Raw genomic sequence first — 15,229 nt, 5'->3', positions numbered from 1 at the left:
CGCTCCCACAGGGGTCGCCATCCGCCGCGGTGCCGCTGTCATCGTTCGTTGGCCACCTCCTGGCGCAGCAGCGCATCCAGGGTGTCCCAGCGGGTGCCTTCAACAGCAACCACCCTGCCCTGTTCGAACACCGGCCGGGCCAGCCCGCCGAGCACGTTGCCGGGCGGCAGCTCCAGGTGCAGGCGCACACCACGCTCATAGGCGTTGCGCAACGTAGCACGCCAGTCGACCACCCGCGCCATGTTGCCGGCCAGGTCGTCGCGCAGACGCTGTGGGTCGAACACCGGCCGTGCACTGCTGCCGCTGAGGTAGGTGATACGCGGTCGCTGCAGCTCGACCGTGGCGAACGCACTGGCCAGTTCGGTCGCCGGGCCATCCAGCAACGGGCAATGCGACGGCACGCTGACCGCCAGGCGCCGGGCCACGCCCTGGCCCAGGCGGCGTGCCTTGGCGGCAACCGCAGCCATCGCGCCATCGCTGCCGGCGATGACGATCTGGTTGTCGCTGTTGAGGTTGGCGACATACACCTCGCCGCCCGTATCGCTCAACAAGCGTTCGACACAGGCCAGGTCCAGGCCGCTGAGTGCGGTCATGCCGTAGCCTTGCGGATAGGCGCGCTGCATCAGTTCGCCACGCAGGGCAACCAGGCGCACGGCATCGGCAAAGCCCAGGGCGCCCGCCGTGACCGCCGCCGGGTAGGCGCCAATCGACAAGCCCGCCACGTAATCCGGCGCGGGGCTGCGCTGCATCAGCCAGCGCGCCCAGGCCACGCCAGCCAGCAGCAGGCACAGTTGCACGGCACGGGTCGTCTGCAGGGCCTGCTGGCTGTCCAGCGCCAGGGCCTGCTGGCCGAGGGTGTCACTGGCCTCCTCCAGCAATTGCCCGGCACCCTCAGGCAGGCGCTGCAGCATGCCCACCTGCTGGGCGCCCTGGCCGGGGAAGGCGAACAGGCTGCTCATGCTGCACGCTCCATCGTTGCCCATGGGTCGCTGACCAAACGTGGGCCATGGGCCGACTTGAGCAGCACGCGACGGGCGAAGCCGGCCCACTCACGCAGGGCGACAGCGCCCGCCGGGGTTTCCAGCTGCAGGTCGATACGACAAGGCGCGCAATCGAGGATATCCAGCAACTCACGCGCCTGCGCCCGGGCCAGCGGTTGTGGCGTGCGCAGCAGCAGGTCCAGGTCGCTGTCGGCGTGTACCACCTCCATACCGCTGGCGATCTGGTACCCCACCCCACCTGTCGGCCCCCAGGCCAGGCCGCTGGCATCCAGTACCGGGGCGACCGAGGCCAGGGCCTGCAATGCAGGCCAAGGGCTCTCAGCTTGCCAGCGCAGCACTTCGGGGCCTTTCTGACACTGGATATCGGCCAGCCGCATCAGTACACCGGACCGCTGCGCCCTGCCCTGACCACGCAGCCCCACCGCCACCCAGCCGTCCGCACAAGTGGCACGGCGCACCACCACCGGCTGGCCGCTCAGCAGCACATCCTGCGCCCAACGCGGCGCATCAGCAGGCAGGCCCGATACGGGCATGCCCCAGAGCAGGTCGTGCGGCCTTGGCGCGTTCATATCAAGCGCCCTGCCACTGGCGGCGCAGCTGTTCGCGCACCTTGCGCGAGGCGCTGCGGTTTTCGCCCGCCAGCCGCGACGACAGGTCGCTCGAGCTGCCGATATCGCGCACCGCATCTGCCAGGCAGGCACGTACCTGGGCGATGTCGGCACTGCTCGGCATCTCGGCGTTGTCCACCGTCAGGCGGCGCCACAGCAGGCCCAGCGACGCGTAGCTGGCCAGGTCGTAGGCCATTGGCGGTACCTCGGCGGCCAGGGCTTCCAGTTGCTCGACGCTGCGCAGGGTGATGCGCGCCGCCGCCGCCTTGCCCATGGCGTGCACCATGACCCCGGCATCATCCAGGGCGATCAGGCGCTGGGCCTGGTAACCGTGGGCCAGGAAGGCACCAGACATGGCCTTGCCGACCAGCAGGCCTATCACCGGGTGCCCGGCCAGCCGCGCCTGGGCATAGGCCTGCACCGCAGCGGCCAAAGCCTGGTGAATCCCCAACGCCTCCTCACGGCGGCCATAGGCCTGGCTAGGCACGTCGATCACCGCGACGATGGCGCGCTTCTGGCCATGGCAGTCAGCCTCGACCGCTTCGCTCACGGCCTTGGCCAGCCCCCAGCCTTCCAGCAGGCCGACTTCGCCCGAGCGCGCCCGGGGGAACAGGTTGTCGGCGTCCGGCACCACGGCGATGAAACGCGCCAGGCGGTTGTCCAGTTCGCCATCGACTACCCGCAACGACGCGGGGTAGCCGGGCAAGGCTTGCCCGCCGGCCAGGCCCGGCAGCCAGTTCAAGGCACGGTTCATTTGGCTTCTCCTTGGTAAAGGTCACGCACGGCAGCGGCATCCAGTTGCGGGCAGCCATCGTCCAGCCGGGCCAGGCGTTCGAGGAACCAGGCGTGTTGACCGGCGCGATCCCTTGAAGGCTCGTCGAGCAACTGCAGCAAGCGTTCGCGCAACGCCTCGATGTCATCGGCCACATAGGCATCGACCAGGCCGCTGGCGTGGCGCTGCTCGCCGCCGGTCAAGCTCCAGATGAAGGGGCGGTCCTTGGCGTCGTATTCACCAATGCCCGCTTCCTGCTCGATCACCTGCGGGCCGTTGAGGCCCAGGCGGGCTTCGCGGGTGACCAGCAAGTGGCTGCACAGGCCGGCGGCGATGGACATGCCGCCGAAACAGCCGACCGAACCTGCGACCAGGCCGACCACCGGCTGCCAGGCGCGCAGCTCGACAATCGCCGCCTGTATTTCGGCAATCGCCGCCAGGCCCAGGTTGGCTTCCTGCAGGCGTACACCGCCGGTTTCCAGCAGCAGCACGGCGCAGGTGGGGATGCCGTTGCGGTTGTCTTCGATAGCCAGCTCCAGCGCACCGGCGATCTTGGCCCCCCCCACCTCGCCCATGCTGCCGCCCTGGAAGCCGCCTTCGATGGCGGCAACCACAGCGTTGCGCCCGTTCAGCAGGCCCTTGGCGATGACCACGCCATCATCGGCCTGGGGCACGATGCCCTGGCGCGGCAGCCAGGGTGACATCAGCCGGTCGAACGGGCCCAGCAGTTCACGGAAGCTGCCCGGGTCGAGCACGGCGCGGGCGCGCTGGCGGGCGCCCAGTTCGACAAAGCTGCGGCTGTGCAGCAGGCGTGCGATATCAGTCATGGGCGATCTCCTCGAAGCCTTGCTCCAGGCGCAGGCGCACCACGCCTGGGGTGGCGCCGAAATCATGGATGTCGATGTTCACGGCCGGCCAGGTGCGGCCCTCGAACAGGCGCTGGAACAGCTGCGCCCAGCGGGCAGCGCTGCCGTTGACCGAGGTCACCACCTGGATTTGCAGGCTGCCGGCGGTGCCGGGTTCGATCAGCACTTCAAGGTCGCCGGAGCTGACGCAGCCCACCAGCGTGCGGCCACGCCCAGGTGCGGCGGCGGGGAATTGAAAGGTCAGGGTTTCCATGTCACAGGCTCCCGGCTTTGTCGAGGAACAGGCAGGCGGCCAGCAGATCGGCGGCGCCGCCCGGTGAGGCATTCAGGTGCAGCAGGTGCTGGTCCAGCCGGCGCAGCTGCCGGCGCCCGGCCAGCGTGGCGCTGCCGCCTTCGCTCAGCACGGTACGGGCGCCGTGCTGGACGGCAGCCAGTCCGGTCGGGCCGCTGCGCCAGAGCACGCAGGTATCGTTGAGCACGGCCATGATCGCCAACAGCGCGTCGAGCCGGGCGTGAGGTTCGCTGGCACCGGCGGCGCGGCTGCGCTGCAGTTGCGGCAGGCCGTGACCGATAACCGCCGGGAAACCTTGTTGCGCCTGTTCGCGGGCGCCGCCAGTGCCATAGCGGCGGCGTACCTGCAGGCCATGGCTGTCTTGGGTGGTCATGGCGGGGTCGTCGAACAGTGCGATGCGACCGGCACGGGCAGCCAGGGTGTTGGTATCGGCCTGGGTGTCGAGGGCTTTGGATGCTACCAGCAGGCCGAGGGCCCATATTGCGCCGCGGTGGGTGTTGACCCCGCCGGTGGCGGCCAGCATCGCCGCCTCGCCTTCGCGGCCGAGCTGGCCCAGGGTGGCGCGCAGGGGCTGGCCGAGGGTGCCGATGGCCTGGGCGGCTTCGGCCATGTTGCGCAGGCATGGCCACAGGGCCAGGGCCGAGGCATGCATCAGGGCCAGGGTCATGTCGTGGTGGGCGCCGTTGCCACGGCGGTCGACCAGGCCGGGCTTGGGGGACAGGTTTGCTTCGTCGATCAGGGCTTCCACGGCCAGGTCGGCCAGGTGGTCGGCCAGGGGTAATTTGGTTGCCTGTGCCGGCCTCTTCGCGGGCACGCCCGCTCCCACAGGGACCGCGCAATCTTCAAGTGCATCACTTTCCCTGTGGGAGCGAGCATGCTCGCGAAGAAGCCCACGCGGTTGCAAGTCGAGTGCTTTCATCACCAGCTCCTGAACCGTGCAGGCGGGTTGTAGAGGCCGCCGGACCATTCGACCAGGTCGGCGATGCTGCGCGCAGCCAGCAGTTCGCGGCTGGCGTCGGTGCGGCGGATGCCGAGGTCTTCGGGCAAGGCGACCAGGCCTTGCTGGCGCAGGCGCTGAGTGTCCTTGGGGTCGTGTCGCAGGCCGATGGCGGTAACCCCGGCCACGGCGGCGATCATCTGCTGGCGCTCTTCCAGGCTGCGGGCCTTGTACAGGTAGGCAATGCCCTCCTCGGTCAGCAGGTGGGTGACGTCGTCGCCATAGATCATCACCGGCGCCAGCGGCATGCCGGCTTTCCTGGCCACTTCCACGGCATCGAGGGTTTCCACGAAGGTGGGCTTGCCGCCTTCCTGGTAGGTCTCGACCATCTGCACCACCAGTTTGCGACCGCGTTCGAGCATGGTTTCCGGCACGGTCATGTCGAGCCAGGCCGGGGTCGCATGGCGCCGGCCACGGGGGTCGTGGCCCATGTTCGGGGCACCGCCGAAGCCGGCCAGGCGGCCGCGGGTCACGGTCGAGGAATGGCCATCGCCATCCACCTGCAGGGTGGCGCCAATGAACAGGTCGACGGCGTACTGCCCGGCCAGCTGGCACATCATGCGGTTGGAACGCAGCGAACCATCACGGCCGGTGAAGAACACGTCCGGGCGCTGGGCGATGTAGTCTTCCATGCCCAGTTCGGTGCCGAAGCAGTGCACGCTTTCCACCCAGCCGGTCTCGATGGCCGGGATCAGCGTCGGGTGCGGGTTGAGTGTCCAGTTGCGGCAGATCTTGCCCTTCAGGCCCAGGGACTCGCCATAGGTGGGCAGGATCAGTTCGATGGCGGCGGTGTTGAAGCCAATGCCATGGTTCAGCGACTGCACCTGGTGTTTTTCGTAGATGCCGCGAATGGCCATCATCGCCATCAGCACGTGCACCGGCTTGATATGACGCGGGTCGCGGGTGAACAGCGGCTCTATATAGAAAGGCTGGTCGGCAACCACCACGAAATCGACCCAGGATGCCGGGATATCGACCCGTGGCAGGTCATCCACGCGGTCCACCAGCTGGTTGACCTGGGCAATGACGATGCCGTCGCTGAACGCGGCCGGCTCCACCAGTGCCGGGGTGTCTTCGGTGCTGGGGCCGGTGAACAGGTTGCCGTCGCGATCGGCCATGAAGCCAGCCACCAGGGTGACGTTGGGGATCAGGTCGACCAGCAGCCGCGAGTACAGTTCGATATAGGTGTGGATGGCACCGACTTCGAGCAGGCCGTCCTCCAGCAGCTGGCCAATGCGCAGGCTCTGCGGGCCGGCGAAGGAGAAGTCGAGCTTGCGGGCGATGCCACGTTCGAACAGGTCCAGGTGCTCGGCGCGGCTGACGCTGGGCATGATCATGTGCAGGTCGTGCAGGCGCCCAGGGTCGACCTTGGCCAGCGCGCGGGAGAGGAAGTCGGCCTGCTTCTGGTTGTTGCCTTCGAGCACTACCCGGTCGCCGGGAGCCAGCAGCAGTTCCAGGGCTTCGACGATACGCTCGGTGGGCAGCACCACGCCGTCGGCGAGGTGGCGGACCCGGTCAAGGCGGCGCTGCTTTTCGGCGCGCCGCCGCGACCATTGCGGCGGTGGATTCTTGGTTGTTGTCATGGTGACTCCACGGGTTCGCTGTCGTGGGGTCACCTTAGGGCTGGGGTGGTGGGGGGATCAATCAAGCTACTGGCGCTTTCGTTACTGTCAGGTTAATGATTGGAGCGCGCTACCTTCGGGCAGGGCAAAAATGCACGATGCCCTTGCACAATTGTCGATTGTGCAAGGCAAATTCGCATGACAGGATCCTGCGATCCTCCAGCGAACTCCAGACTTCACTTGGAAAATCAATAACAAAGCAGGGAGAACGCAATGACTGCGCACGCTCATACCTCGGCAACCGACCATGTGCTGGCCGAGGTCCGCAACCAGATCGGCCATCTGACCCTGAACCGCCCCGCCGGCCTCAATGCCCTGACCCTGGACATGGTCCGCAGCCTGCGCCAGCACCTTGACCTGTGGGCGGAAGACCCGCACGTGCACGCCGTGGTACTGCGTGGCGAGGGCCCCAAGGGTTTCTGCGCCGGTGGCGATATCCGCTCGCTGCACGACAGCTTCAAGGCTGGCGAAACGCTGCATGAAACGTTCTTCGTCGAGGAATACGCCCTTGACCTGGCCATCCACCGCTACCGCAAGCCGGTGCTGGTGCTGATGGACGGCTTCACCCTCGGTGGCGGCATGGGCCTGGCCCAGGGCTGCGACCTGCGCGTGGTCACCGAACGCAGCCGCTTGGGCATGCCTGAAGTGGGCATCGGCTATTTCCCGGATGTGGGTGGCAGCTATTTCCTGTCGCGCATCCCCGGCGAACTGGGCATCTACCTGGGCGTCAGCGGCAGCCAGATCCAGGCAGCCGATGCGCTGTATTGCGGCCTGGCCAACTGGTACCTGCCCAGCGACCAGATCGCCACCCTCGATCAGGGCCTGAACCAGCTCAGTTTCGGCGACAACCCACTCAAGGACCTGCAGAACCTGCTGGCCAGGCTCGGCACCCAGGTGCTCGACGATGCGCCGCTGGAAAAACTGCGCCCGGTCATCGACCACTTCTTCGCCCTGCCCGACATGCCTGCCATCGTCGAGCAACTGCGTGCGGTGAGCATTGGCGACAGCCACGCCTGGGCCGTGGCCACCGCCGACCAGCTGGAAAGCCGCTCGCCGCTGGCCATGGCGGTTACTCTGGAGATGCTGCGCCGGGGTCGCCACCTGAGCCTTGACGACTGCTTTGCCATGGAGCTGCACCTGGACCGCCAGTGGTTCCAGCACGGCGACATCATCGAAGGCGTGCGCGCGCTGATCATCGACAAGGACAAGCAGCCACGCTGGAACCCGCCGACCCTGGCCGCACTGCAACGCCAGCGGGTCGACCAATTCTTCGAAGGCCTGTGAGCCCGGGAGTACACAGATGCAAGACCTGGAACTGAGCGAAGAACAGATCATGATCCGCGACATGGCCCGGGACTTTGCCCGTGGCGAGATCGCCCCGCATGCCCAGGCCTGGGAAAAGGCCGGCTGGATCGACGATGGCGTGGTACGCAAGATGGGCGAACTGGGCCTGCTGGGCATGGTGGTGCCGGAAGACTTTGGCGGCAGCTACACCGACTACGTCGCCTATGCCCTGGCGGTGGAAGAGATCGCAGCCGGCTGCGGTGCCACCGGTGCGATGATGAGCATCCACAACTCGGTGGGCTGCGGCCCGCTGCTGGCCTACGGCACGGCCGAACAGCAACAGCAGTGGCTGCCACGCCTGGCCACCGGCGAGGTGATCGGCTGCTTCTGCCTGACCGAGCCACAGGCCGGTTCCGAGGCGCACAACCTGCGCACCCGCGCCGAACTGGTGGATGGCCAGTGGGTGATCAACGGCGCCAAGCAGTTCGTCAGCAACGCCCGCCGCGCCGGGTTGGCCATCGTCTTCGCGGTGACCGACCCGGAGCTGGGCAAGAAGGGCCTGTCGGCGTTCCTGGTGCCCACCGACAACCCGGGCTTCAAGGTCGATCGCAGCGAGCACAAGATGGGCATCCGCGCTTCCGACACCTGCGCGGTCACCTTCGACAACTGCCGCATCCCTGCCGCCAACATCCTCGGTGAGCGTGGCAAGGGCCTTGCCATCGCCCTGTCCAACCTCGAGGGCGGCCGTATCGGCATTGCTGCCCAGGCACTGGGCATTGCCCGCGCCGCGTTCGAGGCGGCGCTGGCCTACTCGCGTGATCGGGTGCAGTTCGGCAAGCCGATCAACGAACATCAGAGCATCGCCAACCTGCTGGCCGACATGCAGGTGCAGGTGAATGCCGCGCGCTTGCTGATCCTGCATGCCGCGCGCCTGCGCAGTGCCGGCAAGCCGTGCCTGTCGGAGGCCTCGCAGGCCAAGCTGTTCGCCTCGGAGATGGCCGAGCGGGTGTGCTCGATGGCGATCCAGGTGCATGGCGGGTATGGCTACCTGGAGGATTACCCGGTGGAGCGCTACTACCGCGATGCGCGGATCACGCAGATCTATGAAGGGTCTAGCGAGATCCAGCGGATGCTGATTGCGCGGGAGTTGAAGCACTATCCGCTGTAATCGGCCTTGTGTCGCGATAGGGCCGCATAGCGGCCCCAGCAAATTGTGCATCGAAGCTGACATCCTGGGGCCGCGTTGCGGCCCTTTCGCGACACAAGGCCGCTCCTACAGGGACCGCGCATCTGTTACAAACCCAACCGCAACGCCTCCCCCACCCCCGCCCCGCGCACATCGTCCGCCGCGCTGACCAGGGCAAAGTTGTAGGCCCCATGCGACCAATACCGCGCCTCCAGCTGGCCATCCACCCGCTGCCCGTCCGGCATGCGCCGATACTGATCACCTGGTGAGCGCAGGAACAGGCTGATGCGCTGGCCCTTGCCATCCTCGAACACCAGCAGCGCCGCCGGCCCCTGTTCATTGCTCAGCAGGCGCGCGCCCACCGGTTTGAAGCCGTAGCCCGCCAGGTCCGGCAACTGGCCCACGCGGCTGAAGTGGCGCCCCAGCCAGTCACGCAACTGGCCCGGGTCGCTGGCCTGGATATCCAGCGCCTGGCTACCGGCAAACAAGCGGTGTGCCTGGACGGCATCGGCCATCGGCAGGTCGGCACGCGCCAAGGTCGCGTCGCGCACCTGCCACCCTCCCAGGCCACCCACGCCCAATGCCAGCAGCAACACCGCCGCCGTGGCCCAGCGGCGCTGGCGGCGTTGGCGCAATTGCCGGCGCAACTGCCCAAGGTCCAGCTGCGCCGCCCCGGGCACTTCGCCAAACCCGGCCAGTGCCGTACGCAAGCGGCGGGCGTCGGCACGCCAACCCTCGACCTTGGCCGCGGCCTGCGGGTTGGCCGCCAGCCAGGCCTGCACTTCGGCCCGGCGCTCAGGCTCCAGGCGGTCGTCGACGTAAGCGTGCAGTTCGTCTTCGCTGGGGATCAGGCGCGTCATTTCAGTCTCCGCAAGGCCGGGGGCTGGGGGCTGCCCTCGGTCAGTTCGCGCAAGGCATTGCGGGCGCGCGACAGGCGCGACATCACAGTGCCAATAGGGATACCCAGGGCCTGGGCGGCCTCCTTGTAGCTCAAACCCTCGATGCTGACCAGCAGCAACAGCGCCCGCTGTTCTGCCGTGAGCCGGGCGAAAGCCTGCAGGTCGGCCTGGGCCAGGACAATGGCCTCGAGATTGCCGCCAACCGGCTCGTCGTCGCGCTCGCCACGGCCGAACCAGGAAAGCCAGCGCGCATGCAGGCGCTCGCGGCGCTTACCGTCGAGGAACAGCCGATAAAGGATGGTGAACAGCCAGGCCCGCAGGGCATCGGCGTCGCGTTGCTGGTCGCACCGGCTCAAGGCCCGCTCGACCGTGGCCTGCACCAGGTCGTCGGCGCTGCCCGGCTCGCGGGTCAGCCACACGGCAAAGCGGCGCAGGCGGGCCAGCAGCTCGCGCCACTGGTGGTCGTCCAGATCATGCATGGCAAAGTCCCGGCCTCTGGGGCTGTCAGTGTAAGAGGCAGACGCCTGTGAGGAAAATCTATTCCCGGCAAGGGAATAAGTTTTTCCCTGCGCCGTCGTACCGGCACCTTCACCGAACCGGACAATGACCATGAACTCACCCCTGCACGGCCCGGCCAAGGCCCTGCGCCTGGCCGCCATCGGCGCCGTGATGCTGGGCGCGGGCGCCGCCTTTGCCTACGCTGCCGGCTGGCTTGGCGAAACCCGCCTGACCCCGCAGCGCATCATCGACACCTTCGAAGCCCAGGCCGGGCATTACCCGGGTTACCGCAAGAACCACGCCAAGGGCCTGTGCGTCAGCGGCTACTTCCAGCCCAGCGGGCAAGCCGCCAGCCTGTCCACAGCACGGGCTTTCAGCCAGCCGCGGGTGCCGGTGATCGGCCGCTTCGCCATCGGCGGCGCCAACCCGTTCGCGCCGGATACCGGCATACCGGTGCGCAGCCTGGCCATCGAGCTGAGCACCGACGACGGGCAGATCTGGCGTACCGGCATGAACAACCCGCCGGTGCTGGCGGTAAGCACACCACAAGCCTTCTATGAACAGGTGCTGGCCGGGGCGCCAGACCCGGCCACCGGCAAGCCGGACCCGGGCAGACTGCAGGCGTTCTTCGCCGCCCACCCGGAAAGCGCGGCGTTTCGCCAATGGGCGGCAGGCTACAAGCCCAGCAACAGCTTCGCCAGCACGCAGTACCACAGCATCAACGCCTTCCGCCTGATCGATGCAAGCGGCGCGGCCCACCCCGTGCGTTGGCAACTGGAGCCGCAAACAGCGTTTGCCGCCCTGCCTGCCCAGGTCGATGACAAACAGTTCCTGCAGCACGACCTGCAGCAAAGGCTGGCCCAAGGCCCGCTGCGCTGGACCCTGCGCCTGGTGCTGGCGGAACCTGGCGACGCGGTGGACGACCCTGCCAGCCCCTGGCCTGCCGAACGGCGCAGCGTGGACGCCGGCACGCTGGTACTGGAGCAGGTCGACGGCCCCGAGCAAGGTGCCTGCCGTGACCTCAACTTCGACCCACTGATCCTGCCCCGGGGCATCCAGGCCTCCGCCGACCCGATCCTCGCCGCCCGTTCGGCCGCCTACTCGGAATCCTTCAACCGCCGCAGCCGCGAATCGCTCGGCACCGGAGCCCACCCATGAAAACCGACGCCTTCCACCCCCTCGTCCGCCTGTTGCACTGGCTGATGGCCGTGCTGATCCTGGCCATGTTGTTCATCGGTGTGAGCATGGTCGCCGACCTGTCGCCGCGCCACCCCGTGCTGATCGGGTTGCACAAGGCAACCGGCCTGGCCCTGCTGGTGCTGGTGCTGCTGCGCATCGCCGTTCGCCTGGCCTTGCCCCACCCAGCCCTGCCGCACGACCTGCCCACACTGCAACGCTGGGCCGCCGGGGCCTCGCACCTGCTGCTTTATGGCCTGATGCTGGCCATGCCGCTGCTGGGCTGGGCCATGCTGTCGGCCGGTGGCTATCCCCGCCCGCTGGGCTTGCCGGCGATTGCCCCGCATGACCTGCAGTTGTACGCCGTGCTGCGTCAGGCCCATGGCTGGGCAGGCTACCTGCTGTTCGCCACGGTGCTGGTGCATGTGGGGGCGGCCTTGATGCACGCGTGGGTGCGCCGTGATGGCGTGTTGCGTAGCATGTGGCCTGGCCCACTGCGCCGCAGCGAATGACGCTCGGCAGCCCAGGGGGTCGACAATCGATAATAATTCCCAACAAGATCGGCTTTCTATTTGCCGTACCGCCCTGGACTGCCCTATGAATGTCGCAAAGGATCCTGCCACACTCGCACCCGCCAGCGCCCTGGACTTGCGTCCGCTGCTGCTGGCCAACATGGCCTGTACCATGTCGATGATGGCCTTCGTCGCCCTGATCGGCCCGATCGCCCGCCAGCTCGGCATGGCCACCTGGCAAGCCGGTGCCGCCGTGACCGTGGCGGGCGTGGTCTGGGTGCTGCTGGCCCGGCCCTGGGGGCGCGCCGCAGACCGCCTGGGCCGTCGGCGCATCCTGCTGCTGGGCAGCGCCGGTTTCACCCTTGCCTACTGGCTGCTGTGCCTGTTCGTCGAAGGTGCGCTGCGCTGGCTGCCGGGGGCGACCCTGGCCTTTATCGGCCTGATGGTCGCGCGCGGCTGTATCGGCGCCTTCTATGCTGCCATCCCGGTGGGCTGCAATGCGCTGATCGCCGACCATGTCGAACCGCAACGCCGGGCCCGGGCCATGGCCTCGCTGGGAGCGGCCAACGCCGTCGGCCTGGTGGTGGGGCCGGCGCTGGCAGCGCTGCTGGCGCGGCATAGCCTGAGCCTGCCGTTCCATATCATGTCGCTGCTGCCGGCCAGTGCCTTTCTGGTCCTGCTGTTCACCCTCAAGCCGCAGACGCTGCCGCACAGCCATGCCCCCAGCCCGGTGCGGCTGAACGACCCGCGCCTGCGCCGACCTTTGCTGGTGGCGTTCAGCGCCATGCTCAGTGTCACGGTATCGCAGATCATCGTCGGCTTCTTTGCCCTCGACCGCCTGCACCTGGGCCCTGCCGAGGCGGCCCAGGCAGCCGGCATCGCCCTGACCACGGTGGGTGTGGCGCTGATCCTGGCGCAGGTGCTGCTGCGCCAGCTGGAATGGCCGCCGTTGAAGATGATCCGGGTCGGCGCCACGGTTTCGGCCCTGGGCTTTGCCTGCGGCTCGCTGGCGACCACAGCGCCTTGGCTGTGGGCTTGCTACTTTGTCGCGGCGGCGGGCATGGGCTTCGTCTTCCCGGCGTTTTCGGCGCTGGCGGCCAATGCCATGCACGCCTCCGAGCAAGGCGCCACGGCCGGCTCCATCGGTGCTGCCCAGGGCATGGGCGCAGTGATCGGGCCGCTGGCCGGCACCTTGGTTTATGCCGTCGATCCACGCTTGCCGTTCCTGGCGGTGGCGGCGCTGTTGCTGCTGGTCGGGTCATGGCCGATGCCCCGCGATCAGCGGGCCTGACAAGCACAGCGCGCAAGCGCGCAGAGTGTGTTTTAATGCGCATCGCTCATTATTATTGACACCTCTGATTACAAGGCGGCTATGGACACGGGGACGCGACTCAAACTGGTGCGTGAACGCAACAACCTCTCCCAACGGGAACTGGCCCGCCGCAGCGGGCTGACCAATTCGACGATCTCGCAGATCGAGCAGAATCGCGTCAGCCCTTCGGTCAGCTCCCTGAAAAAACTGCTCGAAGGCATTCCGATGAGCCTGGCGGAGTTCTTCAGTTTCGACGAGCCGGTGCGCGAAGAGCGCTACGTGTTCCGTGGCGGCGAGCAGCCAGACCTGGGCCGCAACGGCCTGCGCATGCTGCTGGTCGGCGCCAGTGTCGAAGGCCGGCAGATGCGCATGCTGCGGGAACTGTATGCACCGGGCGCCGATTCGGGCGAACCGATCGTGCATGCCGAGGGTGAAGAGTGTGGCCTGGTCACCCGCGGCACCGTCGAGTTGTGGGTCGATGGCCAGGTGAGCGTGCTCAACTCGGGCGACGGGTACTACATCCCCACTACCCTGCCGCACAGTTTCAAGAACATCGGCCCGGACGAGGCCGAGATCATCAGCGCCAATACCCCGGCGAACTTCTGATTGGGTGGCGCAGGGGCTGCCCTTTCCCAGCCCCGACGTACGCGGTCTTTGTGGGAGATTGCCCAGCCCTTTGGGCTGCGCTGTCGCACAGGGAACAATATTCGAGAGCGTGTCACAATCCCTTGTGGGAGCGGGCATGCCCGCGAACACCGGCGCAGCCGGTGCCATACACCGCGTTGACCGTTTCGCGGGCACGCCCGCTCCCACACCGCTTGCGCACTCAGCTGGAACGGCTGTCGGCGCCCTGACGCAGGGCCTCTTCGACAAAGTCCAGGCGGTCCTGTCCGAAGAACATCTCGTCACCGACAAAGCAGGTCGGCGCGCCGAACACCCCGCGCTCCACTGCCTCTTCGGTCGCGTGCCTGAGCGCGGCCTTCACCTCGTCATCACCCGCCAGCGCGCGAAATGCCTGCGGGTCGAAGCCGCCTTGGCTCAGCGTGTCGTCGAGGACGGCGTTGTCGCCCAGGTTGCGGCGCTGCGCAAACAGCCCATTGAACAGCACCGCCAGCAACGCCTCGAACCGCTCCGGCGAACGCAGCTGGGTGCCCACTGCCCCGCGCATCAGGGTCAAGGTATTGACCGGGAACCCCGGCGGCAACTCGAACGGTACCCCATAGCGCGCGGCGAAGCGCGCCAGGTCGGTGAACATGTAACGGCCCTTGGCCGGGATCATCACCGGCGAGGCGTTGCCGGTGGCCTGGAAAACCCCGCCCAGCAGCATCGGCCGGTAACGCAGCGTGGCACCCTGGCGGGCACACAGGCCAGGCAGTTGCGTCCAGGCCAGATAGCTGGCCGGGCTGCCCAGGTCAAAAAAGAAATCGACAGTCTTGTTCATGTGGTTACGGTCCTTGCTCGGTGAAAGGGGCTTACCAACGTTCCATCCAGGGGCGCAGGTCCAGCTCGAAGGTCCAGGCGTCGCGGGGCTGGGCGTGCAGGAACCAGTAGCTGTCGGCGATGTGGGCCGGGTCGAGGATGCCATCCTGGTCCTTGAGGGAGTAGCGCTCGGGGAAAGTGTCACGGATGAAGGCGGTGTCGATGGCCCCGTCAACCACCACGTGGGCGACATGGATGTTCCGCGGCCCCAGCTCGCGCGCCATGCTCTGGGCCAGGGCGCGCAAGGCGTGCTTGGCCCCGGCGAATGCCGCAAAGCCCGCCGCGCCACGGGTGCCGGCAGTGGCGCCGGTGAACAGGATGGTGCCGCGCTCGCGCTGGACCATGCGCCGGGCCACCGCCTGGGCGGTGAGGAAACCGGCAAAACAGGCCATCTCCCAGATCTTGAAGTATTTGCGCGGGGTTTCCTCGAGAATGCTACAGGGCACATTGGCACCGATATTGAACACAAACGCTTCGATCGGGCCGATATCACGCTCGATGGTTTCGACCAGCGCCGCCACCTCCTCCTCCTTGCGCGCATCGGAGCCGAAACCGTGGGCCTGGCCGCCGGCAGCGCGGATTTCGTCCAGCAGCGGCTGCAGCTTGTCAGCCTGGCGCCGGGTAACACAGGCAATGTAGCCCTCGCGGGCAAAGCGCTTGGCGATCTCGCCGCCGGTAGCATCCCCGGCGCCAATCACGAGCACCACTTTTTGTTGTTCTGTCAT

At 67.5% G+C, this 15,229-nt stretch carries 17 protein-coding genes; 6 read left to right on the top strand and 11 right to left on the bottom strand.

Going from position 1 to position 15,229, the window contains the following annotated elements:
* Positions 1-38: 38 nt before the first annotated feature.
* Genes mdcH through mdcA form a run of 7 tightly spaced genes read right to left on the bottom strand, consistent with a single transcriptional unit; the run spans position 39 to position 6,119 of the window.
* Complete coding sequence (mdcH, locus tag B2790_RS14925; protein WP_286919098.1) at positions 39-959, bottom strand: malonate decarboxylase subunit epsilon; 921 nt, start codon at positions 957-959, stop codon at positions 39-41.
* Entirely contained in the window at positions 956-1,570 is a 615-nt protein-coding gene (locus B2790_RS14920; protein WP_286919097.1) for a malonate decarboxylase holo-ACP synthase, read from the bottom strand. Before B2790_RS14920 ends, mdcH begins: the two co-directional genes overlap by 4 nt.
* Position 1,571: 1 nt before the next feature.
* Positions 1,572-2,363 (bottom strand): biotin-independent malonate decarboxylase subunit gamma, encoded by a 792-nt coding sequence (gene mdcE / locus B2790_RS14915; protein ID WP_286919096.1) that lies wholly within the window; start codon positions 2,361-2,363, stop codon positions 1,572-1,574.
* Positions 2,360-3,208 (bottom strand): biotin-independent malonate decarboxylase subunit beta, encoded by an 849-nt coding sequence (locus B2790_RS14910; RefSeq protein ID WP_286919095.1) that lies wholly within the window; start codon positions 3,206-3,208, stop codon positions 2,360-2,362. Before B2790_RS14910 ends, mdcE begins: the two co-directional genes overlap by 4 nt.
* Positions 3,201-3,500: a malonate decarboxylase subunit delta gene (locus B2790_RS14905; protein ID WP_024087234.1), complete on the bottom strand. Its 300-nt coding sequence runs from the start codon at positions 3,498-3,500 to the stop codon at positions 3,201-3,203. The genes B2790_RS14910 and B2790_RS14905 overlap by 8 nt, the downstream gene beginning before the upstream one ends.
* Before the next feature lies 1 nt (position 3,501).
* Positions 3,502-4,458 carry a triphosphoribosyl-dephospho-CoA synthase gene (locus tag B2790_RS14900; RefSeq protein ID WP_286919094.1) on the bottom strand — a complete coding sequence of 319 codons (957 nt, stop codon included), beginning with the start codon at positions 4,456-4,458 and terminating at the stop codon, positions 3,502-3,504.
* Positions 4,458-6,119, bottom strand: coding sequence for a malonate decarboxylase subunit alpha (gene mdcA / locus B2790_RS14895; protein ID WP_015270609.1), 1,662 nt, complete (start codon positions 6,117-6,119; stop codon positions 4,458-4,460). Before mdcA ends, B2790_RS14900 begins: the two co-directional genes overlap by 1 nt.
* Positions 6,120-6,371: 252 nt before the next feature.
* Between mdcA and B2790_RS14890 the strand changes: the two genes are divergently transcribed.
* Entirely contained in the window at positions 6,372-7,442 is a 1,071-nt protein-coding gene (locus tag B2790_RS14890; protein ID WP_137164157.1) for an enoyl-CoA hydratase/isomerase family protein, read from the top strand.
* A 16-nt stretch (positions 7,443-7,458) separates the two neighbouring features.
* Complete coding sequence (locus B2790_RS14885) at positions 7,459-8,610, top strand: acyl-CoA dehydrogenase family protein (protein ID WP_003258582.1); 1,152 nt, start codon at positions 7,459-7,461, stop codon at positions 8,608-8,610.
* A gap of 125 nt (positions 8,611-8,735) precedes the next feature.
* Here the strand turns inward: B2790_RS14885 and B2790_RS14880 are convergent, their stop codons facing one another.
* Together B2790_RS14880 and B2790_RS14875 are read right to left on the bottom strand one after the other, a co-directional pair.
* Positions 8,736-9,488, bottom strand: a complete 753-nt coding sequence (locus tag B2790_RS14880; protein WP_286919093.1) for an anti-sigma factor family protein — start codon at positions 9,486-9,488, stop codon at positions 8,736-8,738.
* A complete protein-coding gene (locus B2790_RS14875) occupies positions 9,485-10,006 on the bottom strand; it encodes a sigma-70 family RNA polymerase sigma factor (protein ID WP_137164159.1) in 522 nt (173 codons plus the stop codon). Before B2790_RS14875 ends, B2790_RS14880 begins: the two co-directional genes overlap by 4 nt.
* Before the next feature lie 124 nt (positions 10,007-10,130).
* Between B2790_RS14875 and B2790_RS14870 the strand changes: the two genes are divergently transcribed.
* The 4 genes from B2790_RS14870 (at position 10,131) to B2790_RS14855 (ending at position 13,631) form a co-directional block, all read left to right on the top strand.
* Complete coding sequence (locus B2790_RS14870) at positions 10,131-11,183, top strand: catalase family peroxidase (RefSeq protein ID WP_286919092.1); 1,053 nt, start codon at positions 10,131-10,133, stop codon at positions 11,181-11,183.
* Positions 11,180-11,713, top strand: coding sequence for a cytochrome b (locus tag B2790_RS14865; protein ID WP_286919091.1), 534 nt, complete (start codon positions 11,180-11,182; stop codon positions 11,711-11,713). The genes B2790_RS14870 and B2790_RS14865 overlap by 4 nt, the downstream gene beginning before the upstream one ends.
* Positions 11,714-11,798: 85 nt before the next feature.
* The gene (locus tag B2790_RS14860; RefSeq protein ID WP_286919090.1) at positions 11,799-13,004 is read left to right on the top strand and encodes an MFS transporter; all 1,206 of its coding nucleotides are present in this window, start codon (positions 11,799-11,801) and stop codon (positions 13,002-13,004) included.
* Between the two features lie 81 nt (positions 13,005-13,085).
* Positions 13,086-13,631 carry a cupin domain-containing protein gene (locus B2790_RS14855; protein WP_003248033.1) on the top strand — a complete coding sequence of 182 codons (546 nt, stop codon included), beginning with the start codon at positions 13,086-13,088 and terminating at the stop codon, positions 13,629-13,631.
* A 220-nt stretch (positions 13,632-13,851) separates the two neighbouring features.
* Here B2790_RS14855 and B2790_RS14850 read toward each other — a convergent pair whose 3' ends face one another.
* Complete coding sequence (locus B2790_RS14850) at positions 13,852-14,466, bottom strand: 2-hydroxychromene-2-carboxylate isomerase (RefSeq protein ID WP_286919089.1); 615 nt, start codon at positions 14,464-14,466, stop codon at positions 13,852-13,854.
* A gap of 31 nt (positions 14,467-14,497) precedes the next feature.
* Positions 14,498-15,229, bottom strand: a complete 732-nt coding sequence (locus B2790_RS14845) for an SDR family oxidoreductase (protein ID WP_286919088.1) — start codon at positions 15,227-15,229, stop codon at positions 14,498-14,500.

It is taken from the genome of Pseudomonas sp. UBA6753 (assembly GCF_002453565.1).
In the GTDB taxonomy this organism is placed as follows: Bacteria; Pseudomonadota; Gammaproteobacteria; order Pseudomonadales; family Pseudomonadaceae; genus Aquipseudomonas; species Aquipseudomonas putida_Z.
Note: the sequence above shows the minus strand (reverse complement) of the source record. Positions and strands in the feature narration are given on the sequence as shown.

Bases quoted from the DNA above. Each gene is read 5' to 3' on its own strand.
- mdcH (WP_286919098.1), bottom strand. From the start codon at position 959: ATGAGCAGCCTGTTCGCCTTCCCCGGCCAGGGCGCCCAGCAGGTGGGC.
- B2790_RS14920 (WP_286919097.1), bottom strand. From the start codon at position 1,570: ATGAACGCGCCAAGGCCGCACGACCTGCTCTGGGGCATGCCCGTATCG.
- mdcE (WP_286919096.1), bottom strand. From the start codon at position 2,363: ATGAACCGTGCCTTGAACTGGCTGCCGGGCCTGGCCGGCGGGCAAGCC.
- B2790_RS14910 (WP_286919095.1), bottom strand. From the start codon at position 3,208: ATGACTGATATCGCACGCCTGCTGCACAGCCGCAGCTTTGTCGAACTG.
- B2790_RS14905 (WP_024087234.1), bottom strand. From the start codon at position 3,500: ATGGAAACCCTGACCTTTCAATTCCCCGCCGCCGCACCTGGGCGTGGC.
- B2790_RS14900 (WP_286919094.1), bottom strand. From the start codon at position 4,458: ATGAAAGCACTCGACTTGCAACCGCGTGGGCTTCTTCGCGAGCATGCT.
- mdcA (WP_015270609.1), bottom strand. From the start codon at position 6,119: ATGACAACAACCAAGAATCCACCGCCGCAATGGTCGCGGCGGCGCGCC.
- B2790_RS14890 (WP_137164157.1), top strand. From the start codon at position 6,372: ATGACTGCGCACGCTCATACCTCGGCAACCGACCATGTGCTGGCCGAG.
- B2790_RS14885 (WP_003258582.1), top strand. From the start codon at position 7,459: ATGCAAGACCTGGAACTGAGCGAAGAACAGATCATGATCCGCGACATG.
- B2790_RS14880 (WP_286919093.1), bottom strand. From the start codon at position 9,488: ATGACGCGCCTGATCCCCAGCGAAGACGAACTGCACGCTTACGTCGAC.
- B2790_RS14875 (WP_137164159.1), bottom strand. From the start codon at position 10,006: ATGCATGATCTGGACGACCACCAGTGGCGCGAGCTGCTGGCCCGCCTG.
- B2790_RS14870 (WP_286919092.1), top strand. From the start codon at position 10,131: ATGACCATGAACTCACCCCTGCACGGCCCGGCCAAGGCCCTGCGCCTG.
- B2790_RS14865 (WP_286919091.1), top strand. From the start codon at position 11,180: ATGAAAACCGACGCCTTCCACCCCCTCGTCCGCCTGTTGCACTGGCTG.
- B2790_RS14860 (WP_286919090.1), top strand. From the start codon at position 11,799: ATGAATGTCGCAAAGGATCCTGCCACACTCGCACCCGCCAGCGCCCTG.
- B2790_RS14855 (WP_003248033.1), top strand. From the start codon at position 13,086: ATGGACACGGGGACGCGACTCAAACTGGTGCGTGAACGCAACAACCTC.
- B2790_RS14850 (WP_286919089.1), bottom strand. From the start codon at position 14,466: ATGAACAAGACTGTCGATTTCTTTTTTGACCTGGGCAGCCCGGCCAGC.
- B2790_RS14845 (WP_286919088.1), bottom strand. From the start codon at position 15,229: ATGACAGAACAACAAAAAGTGGTGCTCGTGATTGGCGCCGGGGATGCT.